17 protein-coding genes are annotated in these 16,023 nt (G+C 68.8%); 8 read left to right on the forward strand and 9 right to left on the reverse strand.

Annotation, left to right across the window (positions count from 1 at the left end; genetic code table 11):
* Positions 1-39 precede the first annotated feature (39 nt).
* Positions 40-1,167 carry a serine hydrolase domain-containing protein gene (locus ELQ94_RS14195; RefSeq protein WP_127051019.1) on the forward strand — a complete coding sequence of 376 codons (1,128 nt, stop codon included), beginning with the start codon at positions 40-42 and terminating at the stop codon, positions 1,165-1,167.
* A 99-nt stretch (positions 1,168-1,266) separates the two neighbouring features.
* Here the strand turns inward: ELQ94_RS14195 and ELQ94_RS14200 are convergent, their stop codons facing one another.
* Positions 1,267-2,301 (reverse strand): extracellular catalytic domain type 1 short-chain-length polyhydroxyalkanoate depolymerase, encoded by a 1,035-nt coding sequence (locus tag ELQ94_RS14200; protein WP_127051020.1) that lies wholly within the window; start codon positions 2,299-2,301, stop codon positions 1,267-1,269.
* Between the two features lie 499 nt (positions 2,302-2,800).
* On the opposite strand from ELQ94_RS14200, the gene ELQ94_RS14205 reads away from it, so the two are divergent.
* Genes ELQ94_RS14205 through ELQ94_RS14220 form a run of 4 tightly spaced genes read left to right on the forward strand, consistent with a single transcriptional unit; the run spans position 2,801 to position 5,692 of the window.
* Positions 2,801-3,586 carry a MerR family transcriptional regulator gene (locus tag ELQ94_RS14205; protein WP_127051021.1) on the forward strand — a complete coding sequence of 262 codons (786 nt, stop codon included), beginning with the start codon at positions 2,801-2,803 and terminating at the stop codon, positions 3,584-3,586.
* Positions 3,583-4,299 carry a GOLPH3/VPS74 family protein gene (locus ELQ94_RS14210; RefSeq protein WP_127051022.1) on the forward strand — a complete coding sequence of 239 codons (717 nt, stop codon included), beginning with the start codon at positions 3,583-3,585 and terminating at the stop codon, positions 4,297-4,299. The genes ELQ94_RS14205 and ELQ94_RS14210 overlap by 4 nt, the downstream gene beginning before the upstream one ends.
* A 46-nt stretch (positions 4,300-4,345) precedes the next feature.
* Complete coding sequence (locus tag ELQ94_RS14215; protein WP_208007733.1) at positions 4,346-5,341, forward strand: zinc-dependent alcohol dehydrogenase family protein; 996 nt, start codon at positions 4,346-4,348, stop codon at positions 5,339-5,341.
* Positions 5,342-5,386: 45 nt separating this feature from the next.
* The gene (locus tag ELQ94_RS14220) at positions 5,387-5,692 is read left to right on the forward strand and encodes a DUF1330 domain-containing protein (protein ID WP_127051024.1); all 306 of its coding nucleotides are present in this window, start codon (positions 5,387-5,389) and stop codon (positions 5,690-5,692) included.
* Between the two features lie 131 nt (positions 5,693-5,823).
* Here the strand turns inward: ELQ94_RS14220 and ELQ94_RS14225 are convergent, their stop codons facing one another.
* Positions 5,824-6,246, reverse strand: a complete 423-nt coding sequence (locus ELQ94_RS14225) for a DUF1801 domain-containing protein (RefSeq protein ID WP_127051025.1) — start codon at positions 6,244-6,246, stop codon at positions 5,824-5,826.
* A gap of 34 nt (positions 6,247-6,280) precedes the next feature.
* Complete coding sequence (locus ELQ94_RS14230; RefSeq protein ID WP_127051026.1) at positions 6,281-6,850, reverse strand: TetR/AcrR family transcriptional regulator; 570 nt, start codon at positions 6,848-6,850, stop codon at positions 6,281-6,283.
* A gap of 85 nt (positions 6,851-6,935) precedes the next feature.
* On the opposite strand from ELQ94_RS14230, the gene ELQ94_RS14235 reads away from it, so the two are divergent.
* Positions 6,936-7,640, forward strand: a complete 705-nt coding sequence (locus tag ELQ94_RS14235) for an SDR family oxidoreductase (RefSeq protein WP_127051027.1) — start codon at positions 6,936-6,938, stop codon at positions 7,638-7,640.
* Between the two features lie 12 nt (positions 7,641-7,652).
* Here the strand turns inward: ELQ94_RS14235 and ELQ94_RS14240 are convergent, their stop codons facing one another.
* On the reverse strand, positions 7,653-8,165 hold the full coding sequence (locus ELQ94_RS14240) for a hypothetical protein (protein WP_127051028.1): 513 nt from the start codon (positions 8,163-8,165) through the stop codon (positions 7,653-7,655).
* Entirely contained in the window at positions 8,162-9,118 is a 957-nt protein-coding gene (locus ELQ94_RS14245) for a hypothetical protein (protein ID WP_127051029.1), read from the reverse strand. Before ELQ94_RS14245 ends, ELQ94_RS14240 begins: the two co-directional genes overlap by 4 nt.
* Before the next feature lie 151 nt (positions 9,119-9,269).
* On the opposite strand from ELQ94_RS14245, the gene ELQ94_RS14250 reads away from it, so the two are divergent.
* Entirely contained in the window at positions 9,270-10,142 is an 873-nt protein-coding gene (locus ELQ94_RS14250; protein WP_127051030.1) for a hypothetical protein, read from the forward strand.
* A gap of 174 nt (positions 10,143-10,316) precedes the next feature.
* Positions 10,317-10,799, forward strand: coding sequence for a GNAT family N-acetyltransferase (locus tag ELQ94_RS14255; protein ID WP_127051031.1), 483 nt, complete (start codon positions 10,317-10,319; stop codon positions 10,797-10,799).
* An 81-nt stretch (positions 10,800-10,880) separates the two neighbouring features.
* Here ELQ94_RS14255 and ELQ94_RS14260 read toward each other — a convergent pair whose 3' ends face one another.
* The 4 genes from ELQ94_RS14260 to ELQ94_RS14275 form a co-directional block, all read right to left on the reverse strand.
* Positions 10,881-12,560, reverse strand: coding sequence for a glycoside hydrolase family 13 protein (locus ELQ94_RS14260; RefSeq protein WP_127051032.1), 1,680 nt, complete (start codon positions 12,558-12,560; stop codon positions 10,881-10,883).
* Between the two features lie 151 nt (positions 12,561-12,711).
* Positions 12,712-13,542 carry a carbohydrate ABC transporter permease gene (locus ELQ94_RS14265; protein WP_127051193.1) on the reverse strand — a complete coding sequence of 277 codons (831 nt, stop codon included), beginning with the start codon at positions 13,540-13,542 and terminating at the stop codon, positions 12,712-12,714.
* A 104-nt stretch (positions 13,543-13,646) separates the two neighbouring features.
* The gene (locus tag ELQ94_RS17710; RefSeq protein ID WP_127051033.1) at positions 13,647-14,564 is read right to left on the reverse strand and encodes a carbohydrate ABC transporter permease; all 918 of its coding nucleotides are present in this window, start codon (positions 14,562-14,564) and stop codon (positions 13,647-13,649) included.
* The gene (locus ELQ94_RS14275; RefSeq protein WP_127051034.1) at positions 14,564-15,859 is read right to left on the reverse strand and encodes an ABC transporter substrate-binding protein; all 1,296 of its coding nucleotides are present in this window, start codon (positions 15,857-15,859) and stop codon (positions 14,564-14,566) included. The genes ELQ94_RS17710 and ELQ94_RS14275 overlap by 1 nt, the downstream gene beginning before the upstream one ends.
* Positions 15,860-16,023: the final 164 nt, after the last annotated feature.

Genomic DNA, 16,023 nt, shown 5'->3' on the forward strand with positions numbered 1-16,023 from the left:
CGCTACCGGAGCGCATACAGCCCCGTCCGAGGAGGACCCATGACGATCCGCAGTGCTCTCATCGCCACGACCGGGGCAGCGGCGCTGCTCGCCGGGCTCGCACTCGCCCCGCCGGCCCCAGAGGCCGCGAGCGGGCACGACCCGGTCCGAGCCGCCCTTGCCGAGACGATGCGGCTCGACGATTGGCCGGCCGCATTCGCCGCCACCACCGACGAGCGCGGCAAGACCCGCACCTACGCCGCGGGGGTTGTCGAGCTCGGCACCTCCACGAAGGTCAGCCGCGACAGCAGCCTCCGGATCGGGAGCAACACGAAGACCTTCACCGCCGCCGTCGTGCTCCAGCTCGTCGCCGAGGGAGAGATCGATCTCGATGCCACGGTCGAGTCGTATCTGCCGGGTGTGCTCGACCACCCCGAGGTGACGGGCGCAGACGTCACCGTCCGTCAGCTGCTCCAGCACACCGCTGGGCTGCCGGATCTGGACGACGACGTCTTCGCGAACATCGTCGAGTGGCAGCACCGCTACATCTCGCCGCGCTCCGCCCTCGACATCGCACTGACGGAGCCGGTGACCGGCGCCCCGGGGGAGGCGTTCTCCTACAGCAACACCCACTACATCCTCGCGGGCCTCATCGTCGAGGCGGTCGCCGGGCGGCCCTTCAGCGAGGTGGTCCACGAGCGCATCCTCGCCCCGCTCGGGCTCGACGACACCTACATGCCCGACCAGGGCGAACAGGTGATCCGCGGAAAGCACCCGCACAGCTACATCCCGGTGGACGGTGAGTCCCTCGACTACACGGACTTCGACCCGTCGTGGGGCTTCACCGCCGGTGCGATGGTCTCGACCACCAGCGACCTCACGGCCTTCTACGCGGCGCTCGCGCAGGGCGACGTCGTTCCCGCAGACCTCCTCGCAGAGATGCAGACGACGATCCCGACCACCGGCCTGTGGGAGGGTGCTCGGTACGGTCTCGGGCTCATCTCCTTCGACCTCAGCTGCGGCGTGACCGCGTGGGGTCACGGCGGCGACGTGCCGGGCACCCAATCGCGGGTAGCGGCCACGGAGGACGGGCGGTCCGCCGCGATCGTCGTCACACGGAATGCGACGACCGCCGAGGGCGAAGCGCGCCTGCGGGCCTTCCTCGACACGGCGATCTGCTCGCAGTAGTCGTCGCCCCGTCCAAACACCGAGAAGAGAAGAACCCCCGACTGAATCCTCTATGAGACGACCGCGCAGATCGTGCCGACCGTCGTCGGGTGTCTCGAGTCACCCGAACAGGCTGTGCTGCTCGGCGAATCCCCAGGCGATCTCGGAGGCATCCGGCCCTGCCTGATCGGTGTATTCGCCTTCGCCCTCGGGGCCGGGCCACGCGTGTGCCATCGCCGGGACGAGGTAGTGCTCGATGAGGGTGCCGCCGTCGGCGGTGGTGTAGACGGTGCGCTCGAACGCGTGGCGGCCATCGTGTGCGGGCGTCGACGTCGTCTCGCTCGTGAGCTCGAGACTGCTGTTGAGGAGCCCATCGTCGATGAGGTCGGCGACCGCGCTCCACTGCTCGACGAGACGGCCGCCGACGAGCTCGGGGACCACCTCGTCCTGGCCGCCCTGGATGACGAGCAGTGGCACGAGACGCTGCCGATCGGCCATCTGAGCCCATGCCTGCCGGGCGGTCTCCACCGGCGGAGTGTCGTCGGGGTTCTCCGGGTCCACCCGGTTGAGTCCGTACTCGCCCCCCGCGACCGACGTCACCGTTGCAAAGACGTCAGGGTATGTGGCACCCAGGATGACGGCGGTGCCGGCCCCCGACGAAGCGCCCGACACGTGCACCCGCGACGCGTCGGCGCCGTAGGTCTCGACGACCTCGCCTGCGATACCGGCGAGGAGCGCCGGCTCGCCGCTACCGCGCTGCTGGTTCTCGGGATCGCCTGAGTTCCAGCAGTTGATGGCGCTCGCGAAGGGACGCTGGCTGGGATAGACGACGATGAACCCTTCGCGGTCGGCGAGAGCGTCGAACTGTGTCGTGCGCTCCATCGAGTTCCAGCCGAAGCCTGTCATGGCGCAGCCGTGCAGGGCCATCATCACGGGCAGCGGGGTGGAGCCGTCGTATTGCGGAGGGACGTGCACCTGGTAGGGAAGCCAGTCGCCGTCCGCGTCGTGGTAGACGTGGGTGCTGTCGTTGTCGCCGCTCGCCATCGGAAGGCCGAGCTGGAACAGTGCGGTGACGCCGGCAGCCGTCAGCAGGAGGAGCGCGAGGGTTCCTGCGGTGAGGAGAGACCAACGCCGCCGGCGATCCAGGGTCTTCACCGGCCGAGGAGCGCGAGTGCGCCCGACGCGGCGATGAGGAGCTGCGTGAGCACTGGCACCTGGTCGACTGCGCTCTGCAGCCCGTCGCAGGGGTCGTCCATGGTTGTCCGTCTCCTCAGATTCCGATGTGCGGAGCAGTCGCTCCACTCGACGAAACCGAGTCAAGGCCGTGTTCTTGGAACATGGTCAAGTGCACGTCGGAGCAGCACCGATCGCTCGGTAGGTGCCGCCCCCGCAGCCGACCGGACCGCCGGAGAATGAAGGAGCAGGCGGTCGGCTCTAGCGATGGGGACCCCGGGCTGCCTGCCGTGCCCTGTTCTCGATCGCTTCCGCGCCGCCCGTGTGAGCTCGCTCATCGTCGTGGCGAAGAACGGCGAGTGGCGACGACGCGTTGCCCCGAGAGTGCCCGTTCTTGACCCTGTTCCGGGAACACGGTCTTGAATTGCCTTGTCTGTAGCGACCGAGACGCGGCCGTAGTGCGAGCGGAAGAGGATGACCGATGCCCTGGAGCACGAGCGAGCTCGCGGAACTCGCGGGGACGACCGTCAACACGGTGCGTCATTATCACCGCTCGGGGTTGCTCGAGGAGCCCGACCGGATGTCGAACGGCTACAAGCAGTACGGAGCACGGCACCTCGTCCGGCTTCTGCAGATCAGGCGACTCCGCGACCTCGGCGTCCCGCTGTCGCAGATCGAGACGGTCGGCTTCGGCGGCGAATCACCGGCCGGAGCGCTCCTCGCGATCGACGCCGACCTCGCCGCGAGTATCGAGCGGCTGCAGCGTGCGCGGGCGGAGATCCGCGCGATCCTCGACGGCTCGACGGGGACGGACGTCCCGCCGGGATTCGAGGACGTCGCCAAGCGGCTTTCCGCTCGTGAGCGATCGCTCATGCTCGTCTACGAGCAGCTCTATGACGACGAGGCCATGGGGGATCTGCGCACGATGGTCGAGAACGAGTCCGATGATGGCAGTGCGGAGTTCGAGGCGCTCGAAGCGGACGCGGACGACGAGACCCGGCAGCGCATCGCCGAACTGTTCGCGCCGGTGATCGCTCAGCACATCACCGACTACCCCTGGCTCCTGGAACCGAACGGTCATATGTCGAAGCCTCAACGTGTGACGGGCGAGACATTCGTGGAAACCATGATCGAGCTGTACAACGAGGCTCAACTGGACGTCCTCGGGAGAGCGAGCGTGATGGCCCGCGAACAGGTGGATGCGACGAGCGCCGGGCAGACCGGTACGCCGAACCACGGTGCTCACGACGAAGGAGAGAACAGATGACGGATCAGCCCGCCCCCCGTGCCGAGGGAGCCGCCGCCCCGGCTCTCGGTGAGCACCTCCTCGTCGAGGACCTGATGCTTCTTCTCTTCCAGCCCGACTCGGGTTCGATCGCGGGGGAGAACATCCTCTTCTACGTGTTGGCCGGAGCGGCGCTCGGCGATCTGACGATCCAGGAGCGCATCGAGGTGCGCAAGGAGGGCGCGCTCACGAACCGTGTCTACGCCCTCGACGCCACGACCGCGCCCGACGAGCTGCTCGCACCCGGGCTCGCGTACATCTCGCCGAAGCCGCGCGACGTGCAGACGGTACTCGCGGCGATCGGTCCGGACCTCCGCGCTCCTGTACTCGACCGTCTCGTCGAGCGTGGCGACATCACGCGCGAGCAGGGCAAGACGCTCGGTATCTTCCCGTCGACGAAGCTCACCCTCGGCAGCGACCGTCGTGCCGGTCTGATCGAGCGCGTGCGCGCGGTCCTCACGGACGGTGAGACACCCGATGTCCGGACCGCCGCGAGCATCGCGCTCCTCTCCGCGAGCGGGACGCTTCCGCAGTTCCACAACGAGATCCCGTGGAGCGGTGACGTCTACACGCGTGCCAAGGCGATCGAGCGCGGCGACTGGGGTGCGGCCGCCGCATCGGAGGCCGTCACCCGCACGATGACGGCGATCCTCACCAACGCGCTCATCGCGGCCTTCGTCCTCCCCCGCGCGTAGCGGCAGCCCGCACCGTCAGAAAAGGAAAACGATCATCACTGACACCATGAAGGCCGTCGTCCTGAGCCGTTTCGGCGGCGCCGACGCGTTCGAACTGCGCGACGTCCCCGTGCCGACGGTCGGGCCCACGCAGGTGCGGGTGCGCGTCCACGCGACCGCCATCAACCCGCTCGACGTCCAGATCCGCCGCGGGGACTACTCGGACGACGTACCGCTCCCGGCGATCACCGGGCACGACATCTCCGGCGTGATCGAGGAGATCGGGAACGATGTGACCGAGTTCCGCGTCGGAGAAGAGGTCTACTACACGCCGAAGATCTTCGGCGGCGCCGGTTCGTATGCCGAGCAGCACGTCGCCGACGTCGAGCTCGTCGGCCGGAAGCCGGAGAACCTCACCCACCTCGAGGCGGCGAGCCTGACGCTCGTCGGCGGGACGGTCTGGGAGTCCCTCGTCACGCGGGCGCAGCTCACCGTGGGGGAGACGATTCTGATCCACGGCGGCGCCGGCGGTGTCGGCTCGATCGCCATCCAAGTGGCCAAGGCGATGGGCGCGCGGGTGATCACCACGGCGAAAGCGGCGGACCACGAGTTCGTGCGCACGCTCGGAGCGGATGAGGCGATCGACTTCGCGTCGGCCGACTACGTGGACGCCGTCTCCGAGCTGACGGGTGGTGAGGGAGTCGACGTCGTCCTCGACACCATCGGCGGCGACACGCTGACCCGGAGCCCTCTGACGCTCGCCGACGGCGGGCGCGTCGTCACCATCGTCGACATCTCGGAGCCTCAGAACCTCATCGAGGCATGGGGTAAGAACGCCGCCTACCATTTCGTCTTCACCCGACAGAACAGCGGCAAGCTCGACGCGCTCACCGCGCTGATCGAGCGAGGGCTCGTGAAGCCCGTGATCGGTGCGACGCTGCCGCTGGCACGCGTGGGCGAGGCTCACGAGATCCTCGAGAACCGGCGGGCGTACGGATTGCGCGGCAAGGTCGTGATCGACGTCGTCGGCGACACCGTCGACGTGCCCGGGCGCCACTCGTAGCCGGATTCCCTACGCTTCACGAACCGAACGACGGAGGACCGAGACATGACCGCGTACATCGTGTTCCAGCGCGAGAGCACCATCGATCAGCAGGCGCTCGACCGCTACATGGAACGCGCCGACGGAACGCTCGCGACTCACGATGTGCAGGCCCTCGTCGACTACGGCCGACACGAGGTCCTCGAGGGGCCGCCGGTCGAGGGCGTCGTCATCCTCGCCTTCCCCGACGCGGCAGCCGCGAAGGACTGGTATCTCGGCGAGGAGTACCAGGAGGTGGTCAAGAACCGCTTCCAGGGCGCGATCTACCGCGCTGTGCTCGTCGACGGTGTGGACGCCGGCACCCTTCACTGAGCGTCGCCCCTCGCACCCCGCTCCCCGCCCCCTCACCCCCCCCGCCCCCTCGAAGTAGTGCGTTTGCGCGGATTTGAGGCAGTATGCCGCCTCATATCCGCGCAAACGCTATACCTGGCGGGGGTCGGTGGTCAGCGGGAGGGGTCGGCGGCGGTCGGCGCGGCCGTCCAGGCGTCGCGGACGAGGCGTTCGAGCACGGAGAGATCGAGTGCAGCGAGGCGTTTCACGTAGACGCAGCCGACTCCCGTGGTGTGCGGGCCGAGGTCGGCAAGGATCGGATTCTCGGGGCCGTAGCCGTCGTGGATCCCGTAGATGGTGAGGGCCGCCTTGCGCGGGGAGAAGCCCACGACGAACCACTCGTTCGTGCCCGTCGTGTTCGTATACGGGCGCGAACCGAAACCCACCATCGAGGCGCCCCACATCACCGCGGGTTCGCCTGTGACGCGTTCCATCAGCTCGCGGACCACATGCCCCTCGGCGCGGCGCCGCTCGTCGGGCACGGCGTCGAGGAAAGCCACGACGTCCTCGCCGGTGGGCTGCGTCGCGATCGCCATGCCCGCCAGGCTAGTCCGGCCAGGTGCCCGCGGCCTAGGAGGCCGTGGAGACGAGGTTCGGCGTGAGGGCCTGGAGGCCCATCTCCGCGATCGCGAGCACCTCGGCGGTCGTGCCGCCGTCGCGGGCGCGGGCGGCCATGCCGGTGTGCACGGCCATCACGTAGGCCGCGAGCTGCTCCGCGTCGGTGCCGGGCAGGACGTCGCCCTCGGTGATGCCCTGGGTGATCCGCTCCGCGAACCGCTGGCGCAGCGCCTCGCGCTGAGGGGCCATCCGGGGTTCGAGCGTGAGGAAGCAGCCCGCAGGAGTGCCCGCATCGGTGTGCGCCTCGCCCGAGCTGTAGAGCATCTGCCGGATCGCTTCGAACGCGGTCGGCTCGGCGAGGGCGGCCTCTAGACCGACGGTCATCGCGTCGACGTAGCAGGCGGCGGCCGCGTGGAAGAGCTGATCCTTGTCGCCGAATGCGGCGTACAGGCTCGGCGGGGTGATGCCCATCGCCTCGGTGAGCTTCGCGACCGTCGTGGCCTCGTACCCGTCGCGCCAGAACTGTTCCATCGCGACGAGGATCGCGGTGTTCCGGTCGAAGGATCTGGGTCTGCCTGCCATGGTCCGTCCATTCTATAACGATCACTAGGAAATGTGTTACGGTCACATTTCATTACCTAGTGATCGCTACAGAAAGGCATCCATCATGCAGATCAAGGACTCGGTCGTTCTCGTCACCGGCGCGAATCGCGGCATCGGAGCGGAGTTCGTCCGCCAGCTCAAGGAGCGCGGCGCGGCGAAGATCTACGCGACCGCTCGCGACGCCGCCTCCATCACCGCGGACGGCGTCGAGGCCGTGGCGCTCGACGTGACGGACGAAGGCCAGGTGCGCGCGATCGCCGAGCGGGCGACCGACGTGACGATCCTCATCAACAACGCCGGAGTGTCGTTGGGTGCCGACCTCATCGGTGGTGACATGGACACCATCCGCCGCGAGCTCGAGACGAACGCCTTCGGACCGCTCAACACCACCCGTGCCTTCGCTCCCGTGCTCGCCGCGAACGGCGGCGGCGCGATCCTCAACGTGCTCTCCGCCATCGCGTGGTTCGCGGCTCCGGGTGCGACGTCGTACGGGATGTCGAAGGCTGCCGCATTCAGCCTCACCGAGGGAACGCGCGCGCTACTCGCCCGGCAGGGGACGCAGGTCGCCGGCCTCCTTATGGCGCTCATCGACACCGACATGGCGGCTGGCATGGACGCGCCGAAGACCGCACCGGAAACCCTCGTCGCCACAGCGCTCGACGGACTCGAGGCGGGCGCGATCGAGATCCTCGGAGACGCCATGACGGTGCAGCTAAAGGCGCACATGCACCTCGACCCTGCCGAGCGGTACGCGATGTTCGCCGGCTGAGCGGCGGGAGCCCTAGTGGCCGTCGGCCGCGAGGCAGCCTCCGTCCATGATGAGGCCGCCCGCCTGCACCGTGACCGCGCCGTCCAAAGAGACGGATCCCGTGACGCAGCCGCCGGAGGCGAGGGCGCCGAACGCGATGCCCGTGCCGTGGTCGGACGTCTGGATGGATGACTCGTCCAGCCCGACGCTCGCGAGGGCGGCGATCACATCCTCCACCGAGGCGGGCGGGGCGAGGGCCTCGAGGGCGGCGCGAGCGGGCTCGACGTAGGAATCGAGATCCGCTTGCGTCGCCGGGTCGACCGGCATCTGCTCGCGGTAGCGCTCGTTCTCCGCCATCGCGGCGTCCGGGTCGTAGACGGCGCAGTCGCGCTCTGCGTCGGGCACGTCGTCGAGACGCGGGCACGCGGCCGTCGGCGTGGGCGACGGGGTCGAGGCCGCTCCCGATTCCCCGCCGGCTGCACAGCCGCTCAGCGCGATCGTCGCGGCCACGGTGAGCGTGAGGACGAAACGACAGCGCCGGATCATCGTTCCGCCAGCGCCTCGCGCAGCATCCACTCCGCCTCGTCGGCATCGATCTGGTCGCGTTCGAAGAGCACGCAGATCGCGTCGACCACCGTGGCGCGGGAGCCGCGCGCGATGCCCGAATCGCGACCCATGAGGGCGGAGCGGAGGCGGTCGGGGGCGAGCTCGGCGACGGCCGCGTCGAGAGCGTCCATCCGATCCTCGACGTCGTCGGAGAAGTCGCCGCGCGGATCGGCGGGCGCACGCGGGTCGCTCGCACGCTGCTCGCGGCGCCGGGCCGCGTGCTCGGCCGCCCGTGGGGCCCGAAGTGCGAGGGCGACGACGAGCAGTCCGGCCACGGCCTGCACCACGAGCGACGCTGTCGTGACGGGTCCGTGCGTGAGGGAATCGCCCGCAACGGCGATACGGCCGAGCGTGACGGCGGGCGCGGCGAGCATCGCGAACGCGATCACGAGGAGCAGCCCGCGCCACTCGGGGAGCTTCCGGGTCCGCCCGGCCTGGACCGCTGCGACCCGGCCCGCGGCGAGCACCGCCCCGGCGGCACCGATCGCGACGAGGACGTCGAACGTGGTGCCGGGGTTCATCGGCTGGAGGGCGAAGGCGAGAGGGACGGCGGGAGTCGCGGTCCAGAGCCGGTCGATCACCTGCTCGAGCCACGGCCGGTCGTCGACCGGTGCCAGCTCGTCGAGCCGCTCCCGCTCCCTCCGCTGTTCGTCACGCCACGCCCGCATCGCGTCGAGCGCGGTCCGCGTGGCCGGCTCCGACACCTCGTACTCGATCGCCGCGAGGAGATCTGCGGGTGTCTCGTCGTCGCGTTTCGTCGTCCGCGCGAGGGCGGTGATCGCAGAGGCCGCCGGCTCCGGCGCGGCGGTGAGCCCGCCGAGCGGTGCAGCCTCGGGCACCGCCGCGAGAACGTGCGGCCAGGTGCGGGTGGGGGCGGCGGATCGGGGACTCACATCGTGAGCATAGGGGCGCGGCGAGGAACCGCGCGCGACCCCATTGGAGGGGATCGATCGCCGCCAACCGTCGCGCCACTGCACCCCCAACCCGAGGGGAGTGGGCACGTCTGCCCTGGCCCCGGTCCGGTAGCCGTGCTCGAATGGCCTCATGCGCCGTTCCCGTCCCGCCACCCGCCTGTCCGTGATCGCCGCCGCCGCGATGCTCATCCTCGCCGGCTGCGCGTCCGAGCCTTCCGGGTCCGAGTCGAACGCGGAGCCCGCCACCCTCAAGGAGTTGGCCGCCGCGGTGAAGGCCGAGGGCGGTCCGGCCGAGGTCTCCATCGCCGAGGAGTCCGGCGACTCGGGTATGGAGGTGAAGGTGGACCTCACCTACAGCGAGACCGCGGACGCGGACACCGTCGCGGCCCTCGTGGGCGACCTGGGTCCTCGGATCGATGCCGTGCTCGGCGACGAGCGCCCCGAGGTCACCCTCATCGGAATTTCGCTCCAGCGCGACGCCGACGACTACTCCGGATCCGTCACCGTGACCGATGCATTCCCGGCCACGGAGATCGCGCGGGCGGTCAACCTCGCCCAGAGCTCGCCGTGCGGGACCATCAGCACCGAGGTGTCGGTGGAGAAGGAGTCGGAGCTCACGGTCCTGTGCCAGGTGGCCGGTCCGGAGGGCGTCGACGAGGCTTACGGGCCGGCCACGTCGCTGGCGCCCGATGTCGTGGACGAAGCGCACCGGTACATCAGCACGGGGGGCGTGGAGTGGAGCGTGGAGGTGCTGACGGTGGTCGACGGCCGGGGCGCGCTGCTGCAGTCCCTCGTCACCGACGCGCTCGCCAACGGGGTCGGGCTCGTGGAGATCATCGACTCCGGGGACTCGATCGAGATCAACGGCGTGATCGACGAGGCCGCGCCGGCGCCGTGCGACGCGCTCGCCGCCCTGCTGACCGATGCGTCCGTATCGGGCACGATCGACCTCCGCTTGCCGAAGGGCAGCGGTGGCGGCGAGGGCTGCAGCGCCACCGTCTAGGGCGACCGCCGCTCGTTTCGCATGCGAAACGGGCGGATCCGACGGAGCGCATGATCGCGCTTGACCTGGAGCGCCTGTCGACGGATGCCGGGTCCCCGAGACGGAGACGCGCTTCGACAGGCTCAGCGACCGAGCGGTCAGTAACGCGACGGTCGGGGGTGGGATCATCAAGGCATGGCCGGAAAGCGGATCGAGCTCGTTCCGACGGATGCGGACTCGATGCCCGCGCTGCTGCGGTTGTTCGATGATCCGTCCTTCGACGGCTGGGGCGGACCGGCCCCGTTGACTCCCGACGTGATCGCCGCGAAGTACGCGGGCGGCCGCCTCCCCGAGGTTGAGTGCTTCATCGTGGAGGTCGACGCGTCACCCGCTGGTCTCGCGATCCTCCATGCCGACGACGATGGAGCCGGAGGGATGGACCTCATCCTGCTTCCAAGCGGGCGAGGCCACGGAGTCGGGCGCTCAGTGGTGTCGCTCCTCGCCGAGCGGGCCCGAGAGGTGCGCGGGTGGCAACGGCTGACGGTCGATCCCGATCTCGCGAACACGGAGGGCATCGGGTTCTGGAGGAGCGTGGGATTCACACCCGTCCGTGATGAGGCCGCGTCACTGGAACGGCAGCCCTTGGTCCTGATGGACATGGTGCTCGTCGGTCCCTGAGCCTGTCGAAGGATGTCGGGTCTCCGGGAGGGAGACGCGCTTCGACAGGCTCAGCGACCGGGTGGTTCGACCGCGGGGTCGTCAGCGGACGAGGGCGGCGGGGGCGATCCAGACGGTGGACTCGCCCGGGAGGGCGCCGTCCGAGACCGGGCCGAGTGCGACGTGGTCAGCATCCGCGCCCAGGTCGAACGGGGCCGTGCCGAAGTTCGTCACGACGCGCCAGCCGTTCGGGCGGGCGAAGCTCAGCACGTCGTCACGGCCGGTCTCGGTCCACTCGAGCTGTTCGCCCGCCTGCAGCAGGCGACGGAGGCGGAGCGCCTCGCGGTACAGGGACAGCGTGGAGTCGGGATCAGCCGCCTCCACGTCCGCGGCGTACTCCGCGAACCACGCCGGCTGCGGCAGGTGCGCGTCGCCGGTGCCGAAGCCGAACGACGGGCCGGACGCGGTCCACGGGATCGGCACGCGGCAACCGTCGCGGCCGAGGCCGTCGAAGTCCGCACCGCGGAAGAACGAGGGGTCCTGGCGCTGGTCCGCGGGGATCTGCGCGACCTCGTGCAGCCCGAGCTCCTCACCCTGGTAGAGGTAGGTGCTTCCCGGCAGTCCGAGCAGCAGCAGGGTGGCGGCGCGGGCACGGCGGAGGCCCCGCTCCCGGTCCACCCAGTCGGCGGGCCCGCCGGCCTTCACCCACGCGACGCCCTGCTTCTCGGGCGAGCCCTCGAGCGCGGGCAGGCCGTAGCGGGTGGCGTGGCGGGTGACGTCGTGGTTCGACAACACCCACGTGGTCGACGATCCGGACGACGCCGACTGCTCGAGGTTCTCCGTGATGATCGAGCGGAACTGCGTGGCGTCGAAGTCGGCGACGAGCAGGTCGAAGTTGAACGCTTGCCCGAGCCCTTCGGCGGAGGCGTAGCGCGCGCGACGCTCCGGGCTGCTCACCCAGGCCTCGGCCACGGCGGTGCGCGGCGGGTCGTACTCGTTGAAGACCTTCCGCCACTCGGCGTACACCTCGTGGACGTCGTCGCGGTCGCTGAGGGGGTGGGTGCCGTCCTGCGGCATGCCCTCGAGCTCGGCGCGGCTGGGGAGCGGCTCCGAGAGGTCCTTCGTGAGCATGTGCGCCACGTCGATGCGGAACCCGTCCACGCCCCGGTCGGACCAGAATCGCAGCGTGGTGAGGAAGTCCTCCCGCACCTCCGGGTGGTCCCAGTTGAAGTCGGGCTGCTCGGTGGCGAAGCTGTGGAGGTACCACTGGCCGTCCGCCACGCGCTCCCACGCGGGGCCGCCGAACGCGGCGCCCCAGTCGGTGGGCGGCAGCTCGCCGTTGTCGCCGGCACCCTCGCGGAAGATGTAGCGCTCGCGCGCCGCCGAACCGCGCCCGGCCTCGAGCGCCTCCTGGAACCAGACGTGCTGGTCGGAGCTGTGGTTCGGCACGATGTCGACGATCACCTTGATGCCGCGCTCGTGGAGGGCCGCGACCATGCGGTCGAAGTCCTCGAGGGTGCCGAGACGCGGGTCGACGTTGCGGTAGTCGGCCACGTCGTAGCCGCCGTCGGCGAGGGCCGAGGGGTAGAACGGGCTCAGCCACACCGCGTCCACGCCGAGCTCGGCGAGGTAGTCGGCGCGCGAGACGATGCCCGGGATGTCGCCGAGGCCGTCGCCGTTCGCGTCCGCGAAGCTGCGCGGGTAGATCTGGTAGACCGCGGCCTGGCGCCACCAGATGGCGGGGTCGGTGCGGGGGGTCTCCGTGGCAAGTGCGTCGGTCATGGAGGAGGGACCCTTTCTGTCGTGCGGGAGGTCTGGAGCGGGCGGTTGGAGCGGGGGAGAGAAGAGGGAAAGCCTGGCGGGAAGCCCGGCCCCGGTCGTGGCGACGGCCGCCGCGGGAGCCGCGGCGGCCGTCGAATCGCGGTGGTACGGGTCAGCCCTTGAGGGCGCCCTGGGTCACGCCCTCCATCACCCAACGCTGGGCGAAGAGGTAGGCGATGATCGCCGGGGCCATCGCCATCAGGTACGAGGCGAACGCGACGTTGTAGTCGCTCGAGAACTGCGACTGGAACAGGTTCTGCCGCACCGGGAGTGTCTGCATGTCCGCATCGGAGATGATCAGCGACGGCATCATGAAGTCGTTCCACGCGTAGAGGAAGGCGAAGATGCCCACCGTGGCGCTCATGGGGGCGAGCAGCGGGAAGATCAGCTTCCAGAACGTCTGCCACGTCGTCGCTCCGTCGATCCGCGCGCTCTCCTCGAGCTCGATCGGGATCGAGCGCAGGAACGCCGTGAACAGCAGCACGCTGAAGCTCAACTGGAACATCGTCGCGAGCAGGATGACGCCGAGCGGGTTGTCGAGCCCGAACCGTCCGGTGAGCTGGATCTGCGGCAACGCCACCACGGGGAATGGGATGAACATCGCACCGAGCAGGTAGAAGAAGGAGTACCGGAAGAGCCGGTGGTCCCAGTTCCGCACGATCGCATACGAGGCGAACGACGCGAGGATGATCGTGAAGATCACCGTTCCCGCCGTCACGATGAACGACATCGCGAAGCCCACGGGGAAGCGGGTGAGCTCCCACGCCTGCACGAAACCGTCAATGCTGAACGGCGCCGGCAGCGAGAACGCGTTGCCATCCACCGCCTGGCCGCTCGTCTTGAACGCCATCGAGATGGTGACGTAGAGCGGCAGCAGCACCGTGACGGCGCACAGGATGAGGATGACGGTGGTCGACCAGCGGCCCGACTTCCGCCCCTTCATCGGAGGCGTGCCCCCGCCCGTGGTGATGGAACGGGTGGAACCGGTGTCCGCGCCGGAGGTCGCCTTCTTGGCGGTGGTGTCCGGGTTGAGAGGAATCGTAGACATCAGATGTTGCTCCTTCCGCGCGTCACCGAGAGCTGCAAGACGGCGATGATGATCGTGATGATGAAGAACAGCGTCGCCGTCGCCATCTGGTAGGCGTAGTCGCCCGTCTGGAAGCCGCGGATGATGGTCATCGAGATGCTTCGCGTGGAGGTGCCGGGGCCACCGCCGGTGAGACCGACGATGATGTCGTAGGCGTTCAGGTAGTTCTTGAAGCCCAGGATCACGTTGATCACCACGTAGCCCGCGACGAGCGGCAGCGTGATGCCGAACAGTTGCTGCCGACTGTTGGCGCCGTCGATGGAGGCCGCCTCGTAGACGTCACCGGGGATCGAGAGGAGCCCCGCGATGTAGATGAGGAGCGTTCCGGGGATCGACTGCCAGGCCGTGACGATCACGATGCCGAGCCACGCGAGGTCCGGGTTCGCCAGGATGCTCGTCTCGAGGAACGGGATGCCGAGTGCCCCGCCCGCTGCGGGCAACGAGTTCTGGAAGAGGAACTGGAAGACGTACGCGATGATGATGCCCGAGACGACCATGGGGATCACGAAGATCGCCCGCAGGCCCATCTTGAAGCGGATCTTCGACGTGAGTCCCACCGCGAGCATGAACGCGATGACGTTGACCACGATCACCGTGACGAGCGCGAACCCGAAGGTGAAAAGGAAGCTCGAGAGGATCGCCGGGTCGCTGAACGCGGCGACGTAGTTCGTGAAGCCGGTGAACTCCCACTGCCCGATCCCGATGGAGTCGGTGAGGCTGAAGAAGATGCCGATGATGCCCGGGACGGTGATCGCGAGCGTGAACAGCAGCACGGCGGGGAAGAGGAAGAAGTAGTAGATCGGGTCGATCTTCCGTCGGCTGCGCGGCGCCTTGGCGCCCGTTCCGCTGCCGGTGACGATGCTCTTCGTGGCGGTCATCAGTTCCCCTCCTCGCTCGATACGGCCGGTTGGCGGAACGCGATGCGCGCCCAGTCGGCGTCCATGGTGCGCAGCATCGACTCGGCGTTGGTGCCGAGCACGAGGGCCTGCGCGTAGTTCTCCGTGGGGATCGCCCGCGGGTTGAGGATGCCGGGACCCTGGTAGAACGCGCCGGCGTCGTAGTAGGGGATCATTCCCTCGACGCGGGGATCGCTCGGAGCCTCGCCGTCCTTCGTCGGCACGAAGCCGAGCTGGGACTCGTTGTACGCCTGGATGATGTCGGGCTGGAACAGGTACTCCATGAAGTCGAAGGCGCCCTCCTTGTTGGAGGCCTCCTCGGGGATCATGGTGACGAGGTCCATGTTGACGCGCACCTTGAGGTCGGCGGGGTCCTCCGTCATCGGCAGCGGGAAGGTGCCGAGCTCGAGGTCGGGGTTCGTGATCTCGATCTGGCTGAGAGCCCAGGGGCCCTGCATGTACATGGCCGCCTCGCCGTTGGCGAAGGCGACGTTGCCGACGTCGTAGAGGCGGCTGCCCGCACCCGGCTGCGTGTACTCGCTCGCGAGCAGCTGCATCTTCTCGATGGGCTCGAGGAAGTCCTTCTCGAAGGACACCTCCGAGTCGGGGCCGACCTCGGTGCCCTGCTCCGCCATGGTGTCGTAGAAGGACTGCACGTCGATCGCGCCGCCGAGGGTGTAGTCGAACCAGCCCTGGTTGACGGTCCACGCGTCGGCGAAGGTGCCGTAGAACGGGTTGATGTCGTTGGCCTTGAGGGTGTCACCGACCTCGAGCAGCTCGCTCCACGTGGTGGGGACCTCGAGGCCGTTCTCCTCGAAGATCGTCTTGTTGTAGATGACGGAGGCGGCCATCACCGAGTAGGGGAGAGCCGTCGTGCGACCGGGGCAGGTGCCGAACTGGTCGAGGAGCGGCTGGAACTCGTCACGGATCGTCGCAGCCGCGTCCGTCTCGGAGAGATCCTCGAGCACGCAGCGCTGCACGAAGCGGGAGACCTCGTGGTTGTAGTTGGCGAGCATGAGGTCCGGCGGATTGCCGCGGACGAAGCTCGCAGAGATCGGGTCGACTCCCGAGGTGTCCATGACCACGTTGTACTCGTCCTGCGAGGCGTTGTAGTCGGCGACCGTCTGCTCCATGAACGTGATCGCTTCACGCTTGTTGAACGTGAAGTGCACGTCTTGCGTGCCGCTCGCGGAGCATCCGGTGAGGATGGCGGCGGTCAGGGTGAGTCCTACCGCTCCCGCCGCCACGCGCAGAGCCCCCGTCAATCGTCTAGACATCGTTGTCCTTCCGTCGGTGTCCGTCGTTGGAGCACCAATAAATAGTGTGAGTGAATCAACTCTCACGGAACACTCTATATCGGACCCGGTCCGGGTCAAGAGGGTTGTGAGCCGGTCGTGATCGATCGGTTACGCAGGGGGTTCGTTGCGGTGGGTTGTCAGGG

Origin of the sequence: Labedella endophytica (genome assembly GCF_003990045.1) — a bacterium.
Taxonomy (GTDB): Bacteria; Actinomycetota; Actinomycetes; order Actinomycetales; family Microbacteriaceae; genus Labedella; species Labedella endophytica.

Bases quoted from the DNA above. Each gene is read 5' to 3' on its own strand.
- ELQ94_RS14220 (WP_127051024.1), top strand. From the start codon at position 5,387: ATGACCGCGTACATCGTGTTCCAGCGCGAGAGCACCATCGATCAGCAG.
- ELQ94_RS14240 (WP_127051028.1), bottom strand. From the start codon at position 8,165: ATGATCCGGCGCTGTCGTTTCGTCCTCACGCTCACCGTGGCCGCGACG.
- ELQ94_RS14230 (WP_127051026.1), bottom strand. From the start codon at position 6,850: ATGGCAGGCAGACCCAGATCCTTCGACCGGAACACCGCGATCCTCGTC.
- ELQ94_RS14260 (WP_127051032.1), bottom strand. From the start codon at position 12,560: ATGACCGACGCACTTGCCACGGAGACCCCCCGCACCGACCCCGCCATC.
- ELQ94_RS14250 (WP_127051030.1), top strand. From the start codon at position 9,270: ATGCGCCGTTCCCGTCCCGCCACCCGCCTGTCCGTGATCGCCGCCGCC.
- ELQ94_RS14275 (WP_127051034.1), bottom strand. From the start codon at position 15,859: ATGTCTAGACGATTGACGGGGGCTCTGCGCGTGGCGGCGGGAGCGGTA.
- ELQ94_RS14225 (WP_127051025.1), bottom strand. From the start codon at position 6,246: ATGGCGATCGCGACGCAGCCCACCGGCGAGGACGTCGTGGCTTTCCTC.
- ELQ94_RS14210 (WP_127051022.1), top strand. From the start codon at position 3,583: ATGACGGATCAGCCCGCCCCCCGTGCCGAGGGAGCCGCCGCCCCGGCT.
- ELQ94_RS14205 (WP_127051021.1), top strand. From the start codon at position 2,801: ATGCCCTGGAGCACGAGCGAGCTCGCGGAACTCGCGGGGACGACCGTC.
- ELQ94_RS14255 (WP_127051031.1), top strand. From the start codon at position 10,317: ATGGCCGGAAAGCGGATCGAGCTCGTTCCGACGGATGCGGACTCGATG.
- ELQ94_RS14265 (WP_127051193.1), bottom strand. From the start codon at position 13,542: ATGAAGGGGCGGAAGTCGGGCCGCTGGTCGACCACCGTCATCCTCATC.
- ELQ94_RS14215 (WP_208007733.1), top strand. From the start codon at position 4,346: ATGAAGGCCGTCGTCCTGAGCCGTTTCGGCGGCGCCGACGCGTTCGAA.
- ELQ94_RS14235 (WP_127051027.1), top strand. From the start codon at position 6,936: ATGCAGATCAAGGACTCGGTCGTTCTCGTCACCGGCGCGAATCGCGGC.
- ELQ94_RS17710 (WP_127051033.1), bottom strand. From the start codon at position 14,564: ATGACCGCCACGAAGAGCATCGTCACCGGCAGCGGAACGGGCGCCAAG.
- ELQ94_RS14195 (WP_127051019.1), top strand. From the start codon at position 40: ATGACGATCCGCAGTGCTCTCATCGCCACGACCGGGGCAGCGGCGCTG.